This is a genomic window from Streptomyces sp. NPDC090442 (genome assembly GCF_044769405.1).
In the GTDB taxonomy this organism is placed as follows: domain Bacteria; phylum Actinomycetota; class Actinomycetes; order Streptomycetales; family Streptomycetaceae; genus Streptomyces.
In genome coordinates, this window is the sequence record NZ_JBIVXW010000140.1 from 1 (window position 1) to 9615 (window position 9615).

10 protein-coding genes are annotated in these 9615 nt (G+C 68.0%); 5 read left to right on the top strand and 5 right to left on the bottom strand.

What is annotated here, in order from left to right; genetic code table 11:
* Positions 1-201 precede the first annotated feature (201 nt).
* Both ACIQU6_RS43005 and ACIQU6_RS43010 read right to left on the bottom strand, forming a co-directional pair.
* Positions 202-1026 carry a hypothetical protein gene (locus ACIQU6_RS43005; protein ID WP_403487901.1) on the bottom strand — a complete coding sequence of 275 codons (825 nt, stop codon included), beginning with the start codon at positions 1024-1026 and terminating at the stop codon, positions 202-204.
* Positions 1023-1658, bottom strand: coding sequence for a hypothetical protein (locus ACIQU6_RS43010; protein WP_403487903.1), 636 nt, complete (start codon positions 1656-1658; stop codon positions 1023-1025). Before ACIQU6_RS43010 ends, ACIQU6_RS43005 begins: the two co-directional genes overlap by 4 nt.
* Before the next feature lie 211 nt (positions 1659-1869).
* On the opposite strand from ACIQU6_RS43010, the gene ACIQU6_RS43015 reads away from it, so the two are divergent.
* The 3 genes from ACIQU6_RS43015 (at position 1870) to ACIQU6_RS43025 (ending at position 4742) form a co-directional block, all read left to right on the top strand.
* Positions 1870-3681, top strand: coding sequence for an acyltransferase (locus tag ACIQU6_RS43015; RefSeq protein WP_403487905.1), 1812 nt, complete (start codon positions 1870-1872; stop codon positions 3679-3681).
* On the top strand, positions 3681-4277 hold the full coding sequence (locus ACIQU6_RS43020; protein ID WP_403487907.1) for a hypothetical protein: 597 nt from the start codon (positions 3681-3683) through the stop codon (positions 4275-4277). The genes ACIQU6_RS43015 and ACIQU6_RS43020 overlap by 1 nt, the downstream gene beginning before the upstream one ends.
* Positions 4278-4412: 135 nt before the next feature.
* Positions 4413-4742 (top strand): hypothetical protein, encoded by a 330-nt coding sequence (locus tag ACIQU6_RS43025; RefSeq protein WP_403487909.1) that lies wholly within the window; start codon positions 4413-4415, stop codon positions 4740-4742.
* 88 nt (positions 4743-4830) lie between these two features.
* Here the strand turns inward: ACIQU6_RS43025 and ACIQU6_RS43030 are convergent, their stop codons facing one another.
* On the bottom strand, positions 4831-5223 hold the full coding sequence (locus tag ACIQU6_RS43030) for a restriction endonuclease (protein WP_403487911.1): 393 nt from the start codon (positions 5221-5223) through the stop codon (positions 4831-4833).
* Positions 5220-5489, bottom strand: a complete 270-nt coding sequence (locus ACIQU6_RS43035) for a hypothetical protein (RefSeq protein ID WP_403487913.1) — start codon at positions 5487-5489, stop codon at positions 5220-5222. The genes ACIQU6_RS43030 and ACIQU6_RS43035 overlap by 4 nt, the downstream gene beginning before the upstream one ends.
* 347 nt (positions 5490-5836) lie before the next feature.
* On the opposite strand from ACIQU6_RS43035, the gene ACIQU6_RS43040 reads away from it, so the two are divergent.
* Entirely contained in the window at positions 5837-7231 is a 1395-nt protein-coding gene (locus ACIQU6_RS43040) for an XRE family transcriptional regulator (RefSeq protein ID WP_403487915.1), read from the top strand.
* 13 nt (positions 7232-7244) lie between these two features.
* On the top strand, positions 7245-7862 hold the full coding sequence (locus ACIQU6_RS43045) for a 2'-5' RNA ligase family protein (RefSeq protein ID WP_403487917.1): 618 nt from the start codon (positions 7245-7247) through the stop codon (positions 7860-7862).
* A 401-nt stretch (positions 7863-8263) separates the two neighbouring features.
* Here the strand turns inward: ACIQU6_RS43045 and ACIQU6_RS43050 are convergent, their stop codons facing one another.
* Positions 8264-9415 (bottom strand): hypothetical protein, encoded by a 1152-nt coding sequence (locus ACIQU6_RS43050; protein WP_403487919.1) that lies wholly within the window; start codon positions 9413-9415, stop codon positions 8264-8266.
* Positions 9416-9615: the final 200 nt, after the last annotated feature.

A 9615-nucleotide genomic window follows, 5' to 3' on the forward strand; every position in this document is an offset into this window, starting at 1 on the left:
GTTGTTCGGCTCCGTGCCGCCACCCTGCCGCACTCCGAACGCCCTCAAGAAACCAGCTACTCGAAAGATCAAGCGATCAAAAACACTCACTAAGCGAGCAACGCCACAACAAGGCGCCTGTGGGGCCGGACGAACCGTCCGGCCCCACAGGCGCTTTCCGCAGTTCAGGGCAGGTTTACAGCAGGTGGAAACTCCGTCGGGTCATGCCCCCGGGAGCGCGCCCAGGCGCCGTTGGATCCGTACCACGGCCGTCCGGAGTCGGCTGGTGTTCTGTGCGGCCTCGTGAGCGTGAAACGGCGCCTCGTCCAATCGCAGTGCCTCGTCCAGGTGGTGCACGGCCCGCTCCGCGGCGGCGGCTGCCGCCCGAACTTCCCTGTTCACCGCCTCCGCGGCCTCGTCGTCCACCAGTTCCGCGGTCACTACCTCGTCAGTGCCCGCGGCCTCGTCGCCAAGCGACGGAGCGCCGAGCCCTGCGGCATCGCGACGGGCACGGATCACCGCCGCGGTCACCCGCCGACCGCCCGACTCGGCCCGCAGGGTGGAGACGAGGTCCCGGGCCGCCTCGTCGTCTTGGTAGCGGACAACGGGCGCTAGCTCCCGCGCGTGCGACTCGGCGACATCGTCCACCGCCGCCTGCCCTAGAGGGGCAAGCGCGCGCCGGACCACTGCAAGATCGATCAGCCGATACCCGTAGGACCGATCCCAGCCCCACCGGGCCTTGACGTAGTCCCCGAACCGCTCATACCCGGCTGCCCTGAACAATTCGTCGGGCCCGTTGATCTGCCCCAGCAGTTCGCCGACTTCAGCGCGATGCCGCATCTGGAGTGTCCGGAGCCCGACCTGATAGCTAGCCAGGGACGCCTGGATGCGCTGCTCCAGGCCCTCCAGGCGCTCCGCCGGGGTCTGGTCTGGGGGTGGCGCCGCGGTGGACTGCGCGGGCAGGTTGGCACCGCCTCTTGACGCCAGCCCGGAGCGCAGTGCCTCCCCGAAATTGGCCTTGGCCTGCTGGGATTTCGACTTGCTCACCGCGCGACCACGTCCAAGACCTCCCGCGCAATCTCGTCCATGTTCGATCCGTCCTTGATGCGGACGGGCCTTCCCCAGGATTGGGCGTACCCGTCGCGCCCGTTGGAGAGTGCATACCGCGAACGCAGCACGGTGTACCCGGCCTTGGATAGTTCGTCGTCCACGTCATCCGGTGAAGCAGCGCTTGTGTCCACCATCGTCAGCAGGATCACGAGTTCCGGTGCCCGGGCGCCCGTCGCCCGTAGCTGCTCGATCGCGTTCAACACCGACCCCGCCCGGTTGATCTCGTTGCCGGTGGGCTGAAGGCACAACACAGCCAGGTCGACGGCACTGAGGACCGCGGCATGTGGACCCCCGGACCTGCGCTCCCACGCGCCCGTATCGAGGGCGCACAGCCCCTTCTGGGGGCACAGTCGCAGCGCCTCGTTCCGGATCTGGTGCACGGCGGGCGCGGGGTAGACCGGCGCCCCCAAATCAGCTAGCTGCGCGTGCTCGTAGAGCGTGCCGTTCTCGTCTTCGCCGGGAACGTCGGTGTCTATGCCGATGCACGACACGCCGTAGGAGTCCCAGTAGGCCAGGCACTGCGCGAGCATCGTGCTCTTGCCCGCGCCGCCCTTCCCTACGAAGGCCACCCGGCGACCCTCAGAGGGCAGGGTTGGCACGGGGCGAGAGGTAGTCATGCCCTGGACGGTACCGGCCGCCACCACCGGTGGATGCACCGCGTGCGGCCCTTGTGGCGAATCAGCCCGATCGGGCGGCCCGTCGCCAATTGGCGACGGGGACCCCAAGGCGAGTTGCATAAAATGCATTGCGAGAAATGCAAGAGATTGCTAGTTTTGCATCATGACCGGTACTGAGGAGACGCTACGTCTCACGATTGCCGCACTCATGCGGTTGACCAGAGAACGCCAAGGGGAAGTGGCCGCCGCCATCGGGACCAAGCCCAGCGCGTTCTCCAGGAAGTTCGGCGGCCAGACGAAGCTGACGTTCGATGACGCGGACGCACTGGCCGCCCACTGGGGCATGCCGACGCTCGATCTCCTAGCCGGCCCCACTCACGCCGCCGACAAATTGCCGGAGAGGCTGCGTCTGCCCGCTGGCACGCAGCAGGCGCTGACGCCGGTGGCTGAGCCCCCGAAGTCCCGGAAGGCTACGAAGTCGACGGAACCCGCCGTGGCACCTGCGCTGGCGGTCGACGGAGGGCGCGTCGCGTTCGCCGAAGAGCCAGATCGGGACGCGTTTGGTTCCCTGGTTCGCGCGGAGTTGGCGCCCTGCGTGCTGTGCGGTGTCCCAGTCGAGAACCGCGCCGCCGGGCAGCCGCAGCACCAATACGGCAAGTGCCCACCCCGCGAACCAGTCGAGTCAACGCCGCCGGCGGAGCCCGACACCAACGAGGATGCGACGGGACGGGACGGAGTAGTGCCTGCTCCAGAGCAGGCGCTGCCCCGGGAGATCCTGCCGCCCGACATGGACGAGGGCGGCAGGATCGTCCAGGCGCTGCCGGAGCCGTGCGTGCTGTGCGGTCAGCCCGTGACCGCGCGGGCCGGCGGGCGGCCGCAGCACGCGATGGGCATGTGCCTTTACAGTGCCCCATCGACCGTGGCCGCAGTGGAAATCCCGACGCCCGAACCGTCGGATAAACCAGCAGGGCGCGATCAGGATAAGCGTCACTCTGAGTCGCAGGACCCGTCAGAACTCGCCGAGTATATCCACGTTGCGGTGGAGGGTGCAGTACAGAAAACGGGCGGAGATTTTGACGCTGCGCTGGAAGAGTTGAAGCGCATCGCTATTCCGACCGTGATGCACCTGTTTAATCGCACGCGGGCCACGGGGCGCTACGAACATAGCGTATTCCCGCCCACGGACGAGGTGCTGCGGAAGACCGCAAAAGAGCGAGCGGATCAAATCTGGGAAGCGCGCCCAGATTCGAAGTGGCGCAACCCCGCCGTCATCAAGGGTGCGGAAGTAACCGCGCTGGACATGAACGCGATGTATCTCAACGCGTTTAACTGTCACCTCCCCATCGGGCAACTTGTGGAGGGGCCGCCGGAACACAATCCTAAGCGGGCCGGCGTCTACCTCATCACGCCACCGAAATGGGTCCACGAACACCTGCCAAACCCTATGGGGGGTGAGCGGAAGAAAAAGGGGGACGTGTGGGTCTCGGAGGAGACGCTGCGGCTGCTCCTGGAACTGGCCGACGCTGACCTGTGTGACCCGCCCCGGATCGTGCGCTCCCTGGTCTCCGGCGCCACGGAGAGCCTGCTGAAGAAGATGCGCCGGACGCTGGTAGATGTCAGGGAAAAAGCCATCGAGGAAAACGACGAACTCACCTATGAGTTCGTGAAATCCCTGTATTCTAAGTTCGTGTCCACTTCCGGAGAATCCCCGTTCAACGATCAGATTCGACGCCCCGACTGGATGCACATCATCCGGGCCAAAGCAAACGCGAACATGATCCGTCTCGCTCTCCGGGCAGATGAAGCGGGATTGCTGGTCGCGCGAGTCACGGGAACCGATGAACTTCACGTCGTCGGGAACTGGCGGGAAGCCACGATCCAGCGCAGGGGTAAGACCGTGCTGGCATTCCCCGAGGGGCGCAGCCTAAGCCAAGTCAAGGCGAAGAACGTCTACACCGTGGGGGGTAAGCGATAATGCCCGCGTCCGACGAAATGTGGCGCCGCTGGGGAGAATGGCACAAGTACGGCGCACGGGGCGTGAAAGGAGGGGAAGCGCTCGCCCTGGAAATGAATCGCGTAGTCCATGAATATGGCGTCCGATTGCCGGTTACCACGGACCGCGGCCTGAAAGCGCGACTCAAGTACCTGAACAGTCGTGCCGGGCGTGAGGAAATGCGGGCGCAGGGCATCACTGACCGGGCTCTGAGGTCCTGGCAATCCGGAGTTAAGCCGGGCCCCGCGAACCAGCAGCGCCTGGAAAACGCCTACTGGGCACGCAAGCGGGAAAACCTCGTCCGATCCGGCTGGATGAAACGCCACCTAGAAAACCGCGGCATGGGCCGGATGGTCGAAATCTACCCCGTGGACCAGGCTGGTGTAATCGAGGGACGCGACCGGTGGAATGTGCAACACCGACGCCTGACGGTATTCGACCACTGGGCGGACGCCGTTGACGCATGGGCCGAACGCGACGAGGACGCGCTTAACGACGTCTGGTACGACCTGATCCAGGAAATCGGATCCGACTGGAACGCCTACAGCTACGTTTCCGCGATCAGCATCGGCGTGTGACCACCCCGGGCCGACCCTGCGGGACCGGCCCGCCCTGCTCCTCGCACCGTCACATCACCGCCGGCGCCCTCGTCATCCTGGCCGCCGCGCTGCTCGCCGCCCTGGCCCACTGACCCCAACCCCAAGGAAGCACCCATGCCCGACCGCGCCGTCCGCATCCTCACGCACGAGGAATACAAGACCGTCTACCGCGCCGCCTCCACAGCCGCGCCAGCCCTCCCGCTGAACGATGTGCACGGCGTCCTCGGCGCCGCCCTAGCCGCCCTGGACATCGCGCCGCCGCCCCCGGAAATCGAGCCGGACCAGTGCCCCGCGCTGCACCTGCCGACGGACCCAGACGCGGGGCCGGGCATCTACCTGGACTGGCAACAGTGCGAGTACGACCCTGGCCACGATCCGCAGGACGGTCACGAATCCGGCGAATGCTCGTGGCCAGCGTCCGCGACGTACCGGGCCACGTCCTGACGCCTGAACACAAAGAAGCCCGACGCACCGCGATGCGGTTCGTCGGGCTTCTCGTCGTCCGGGCTCACGGGGGAAAGCGCCGGACGGCTCAGGGGGCCGCCAAGGGAGCAGCGGCGGCGCTCTGGAGGCGATCCAGCCGCTCGTACAGGCTGCGGACCAGCCGAGCCCGCATGGTGGCGCACTGCATCGTGCCCCGCAGCGGCAACACCATCCGTCGCTCGGCCTCGTCCAGCACCAACTCCGCCAACACCCGCGCATCGGCATACGAGGCAAAGTACTCGCACGCTGCCCGGACCTCCCGCGCCACCAACTGCGCGTGCCCAGTGAGCTGGAGCGCGGCCTGCTGGTAGTCCTCCGGCGTCAAGCGCGGCGCCCCGCCGACACCGGCAGCAATGACCTCGCGGGCGAGCCGCAGGTGCGCGGCCCGGTCCAATGGCACACCGGCGTCCAAGAACCTGTCAGGGTCATACACAACGGTCACTGCTCCCCCTCCTGTCGCACCGTCGCCTCCAGGGCATCGGCAGCCTCGTTCAGGCGCTGCACAATGCGCATCACCGGCTCCGCGCCGCAGCCGCCCAGCTCGACGAAGCCGCTGCCGTTGACCGGCCATGAGGCGCGCAGGGAGGGGAGGGTCACCCCCAGCCGGGCCAGCGCGGCGGCCAGGTGCGCGGCGGCAATAGAGCCGGCTCGATGGGCGTCACACGGCAAGGGGGACGCGGTCTTCGTGGGCGGAGGCAGATGTGCCATGACGGGTGGCCCTTTCACGCGGGCGGGCGGTGCGCGGCTGTTCGGGACTCCACAGTTCCAAGACCGCCGGTCCCTGTCACGGGCGCAGGTGTCCAAAATTCGTGGACATGGAAAGGGTCGCCTGACCTGCGGTAACGCCATATCGCGCGACGCCCCTTGTCCCCAAACCCGCCCAGGAGGAGCCAAGTTGACGCCTCCGCGGGGCGCCGTAGTCCTACCGTGAGGGCAGATTCACCCGTCAAGGAGCGGACATGCCCCCACAGTCGACCGGCGCGAAGCGCGATAGAGACCGACTCCGGCAGGAAATGGCGGCCGCCGGCTGCGACCTGGCGCAGATCAGTATGGAGATGCGCGTTCGGTTCCGGATGCGCCCCCGAGAAGCCTGGCGCCACGCTCACGGGTGGACGCTTCAGGACGTCGCCGACCGCATCAACGAACTCAGCGGGAGCCGCCGGGGCGCGGAAGTCGCCGCGGACGCCTCGTTGGTCGGCAAGTGGGAGCGGTGGCCGGCCACCACGGGCCGGAAACCCGCGCCGCAGGCCCTAGTGGTGCTCGCCGAACTCTACGGATGCGCCGCCGCTGACCTGCTGGACTACGAGGACCGAAAGGCCCTCCCGCGGGCCGATCTGCACCTCCTGGACCGGCCAACGGCCCCCGCACCGCCGCCCCCACCGGTGCTCGCCCCGTCTGCGCCGGTGGGGGAGCCGCAGGGCGCCGCCCTGGTGGAGGCGGCCGCCGGCGAATCGGCGCACTGGGCCTCGTGGGCCGAATCCACCAACATCGGCCCCATCGCTCTAGACCAACTCGCAGCCGACGCACGAGACCTAGCCCACCGCTACCTCGCTGCCGAGCCACCGCTGACGGTGTTCGCCGCCGCCCGCGTCCTCCGCGACCGCGTCTTCGGGCTACTGGAGGGACACCAGCCGCCCCAGCAAACCCGGGAGTTGTACGTCGTTGCGGGCTACCTGTGCAGCCTGCTCGCCTGGATCTGCTCCGACCTGGGCGCACCCCGCCAAGCCGACACCCACGGCCGCACCGCCACCCTGTGCGCCGAACTCGCCGACCACAACGGCCTCCGCGCCTGGACCCTGTCCACCCGTGCGAAAACGGCACTGTGGGACGGCCGCACCCGAGACGCCATCACCCTCGCCCGCAGGGGAGCGTCCTACACCGCCCCGGGCACCGTCGGCGTGCTGCTGGCCTGCCAGGAAGCGGACGCATGGGCCCACCTCGGCGCCGCTGGCGAAGCCCAACAAGCCCTGGCCCGCATCGCAGACGCACGCGCCGCGCAGCACGGCACGGACGACATCGGCGGGTTGCTCAGTTGCGATGATTTCCGCCGCACCAACTACACCACCGGCGTTCAACTCCGCATCGGCAACGCCGCAACGGCCCTGAACGAGGCCGCCGAAGCACTGGCCACCCCAGCCCACCGCGCGTACGGCACGGAAGCGCAGATGCGCATCACCGCCGCCTCCGCGCACGTCGCGCTCGGACACCCGGAGGGAGCGCTGGAGGCGCTGGCACCTGTGCTAGCCCTGCCCCCCGAGCAGCGACTGGCCCCCGTCGCTACCCGGCTGGCGGAAGTCGCTCGCAGCGTCGCCCGGTCCGCGATGGCGGACGGCCGCACCGCAGGCCACCTCCATGCCGCTGTCGAACACTGGTGCCTGCAAGCCGCACCCCGCTACGTCGCCGTTCCCCCAGGCGCGCCGGGCGCTCTGGTCCGCGGCCTGCCCGACTGATGAGATGCCGCCCATGACGACACATGACCGCATGGCCGACCACTGGTGGTGGCGTCCCGGTTGGGGCCCCGGAAGCCGCTTCCTGACCTTCCACCTCACTTTTCAGCTCTCCCCTGGCCTGCACCGCCTGGCCGCGGAGTATCGCGCCGCCCTGGCCGACCTGGGGGGCCTAGACCCGGTGCCGGACGCCAGCCTGCACATGACCCTCCAGGGCCTCAATTTCGCCGATCGTGTCTCGGGCGACGACCTCCGCGCCGTGCTCAGCGCCGCCCAGAGCCGGCTCGCCCGCTTCCCTGCATTCGACCTGAGGGTGCACCGCCCCGAGATCACCCCCGAAGCGATCCGCTGGGAAGCCACCCCCAGTGGCCCCCCAGCTGCCGTCCGCGCCGCGCTGCGCGACGCGATCGGCACCGTGTGGGACACCGTCCCCGAACCCGCCGAGTTCGCCCCGCACATCACCATCGCGTACAGCAACGCCACCGGCCCCGCCGCCCCCGTACGCGCCGCCCTCGACGCGGTGACGACCGACCCGGCCACCGTGCACGTGGATCAAGTCGAGTTGATCGTGCTGAACCGCGATCGGCGGATGTACGAGTGGGACACCCACACCCAGCTCACCCTCGCTAAGTAGGGCACCCTGTTGTGCTGTCGCCAATTGGCGACAGCACAACAACAGACGCGCTACGCGCTGTCTCCGTCCCACGTCCACCAGCCGTCGCCGTTAGGCGAGTACCAGCTGCGCCCGCCGAACGCCCCGTACAGGGACAAGGGACTAGGCAGGGCTACGCCGGGGTCGGGGTCGCTCTGGTCGACCGCCACCACTTGACCATCCAGCGGGCCGCCGTACAAGGTCACCAGCTGCTGCTCGCGGCCGTTCGCCACGTGATCACCTCCCGTCTCTCCTTGCTTCGCCTTCGCTGCTGCCATAGGGGTAACGAGCCGAGCGGTAGCGCGCTGGCGGCTTTCTACCTTGGGTCGGACGCGGGCGCGCCTTCGTCCTGGTCGGGCTGGTGGTCCCACAGGTGGACGCGCTCACGCACACGAAGCGGTTTGTCCACAGGGCCTTTGACGTAGGGCAGGATGATGCGCTCCTCGTGTTTGCAGTCGCCGGAGGCGTGACCGTGAGGAGCCATGCAGTGGTCGCGCCGGTGCATGCGGACAGGCCAGCGGCAGCTGTACTGCGGGGCGCGACGCCCCGAGGACGCCGCAGCGTCCTCCTGCGCCGCCGTGGGGCTGGGGGCGGTGCGAAGAGTGGACATTGACGACCTGAACGTCTAGGGGGCCGGTGATGCCCTGGCGGACATCGCGCTTGCGCCCCGACCGCGGCCGCGGCAGTTTTTCGGATTCCACAAGACGTTTGCCTCCCTGGCTGATCAACTGCCAGGCCGTGTAGACCACATGTCCCCACTCGGCGACGGTGTCCGGCTTCGGGGTGGTGTCGAGCTTGTGGCCGATCCGGTAGACCGTCTCGTTGTCCCAGTTCACCGGGACAGGCACAGGAGAGCGGAACCCTGCGAGATTGCCGGCAGTGACAGGGGTGCCGTCCGGTCCGACACCCACCACGGCATTGGGGTCCATTGCGGCGTACGCCGCGGTGTTCTCCGCCGAGTAGAAGGTCATCCAGATGCCATCGAAGTCCCTGGGGATGGGCACCACGCGGTTGTCTCGCACGGCCCCCCACCGGACCGGCCCTTCCGGTGCTGTCAAGCTCTGCGGCGTCCATCGGCCCCAGGACACGGCCACGATAGGAACTGTCACCGGCGCGAACCCCGGTTGGTTCTGGATCGCGTAACCGCCGATCGGCTCGGCGAACACCATGAAGCCGTATGAGGAGGGGAGCCGCGCTGCGGTGATCTCCTCAGCCGGAGGAGTCGCCGCCGCGGCCAGGGCCAAGGACGTCATGTCGGCCGTGGCGTAGTAGAGCTGAGCCTGCTTCAGCCGCTCCCGCTCGGACCGAGCCAGCAGCAGACCGGCCACCGTCTCCGGCGCCTCGTCCAGGCCCTCGATGAAGGGGACCATGTTCGCGTGCCCGGACACCAGGGTCTGCCCCAGGGCTGTTGCTGCGATGTTCGAGCTCAGGTACTCGTGCACCTGAGAGCGCCACTCGGGGAGTTCGTGTGGTTGCGGTGGCCGCCAGGATGGCAACTCGGCGAGCGGAACGTTGTGGGACACGGCCTCAGTCATGGCGCCTGCCTGCCTTGGGTGGTGAACCGGTAGGAACGCTTTCAGTGTGCCTGAGCGTGGGCTGCACTTGGAATGTGTTTACAACCTTTATCGTCCCTCTCTTGGCGGTGCGCCAGTTGCGGTTTCTGCATTGTGTTTTGTGGGTGTGGTTGCGTTTTTTGCATCAACGCTTTCCGGGGGAGTGGAGTTGGTTTCCAGTG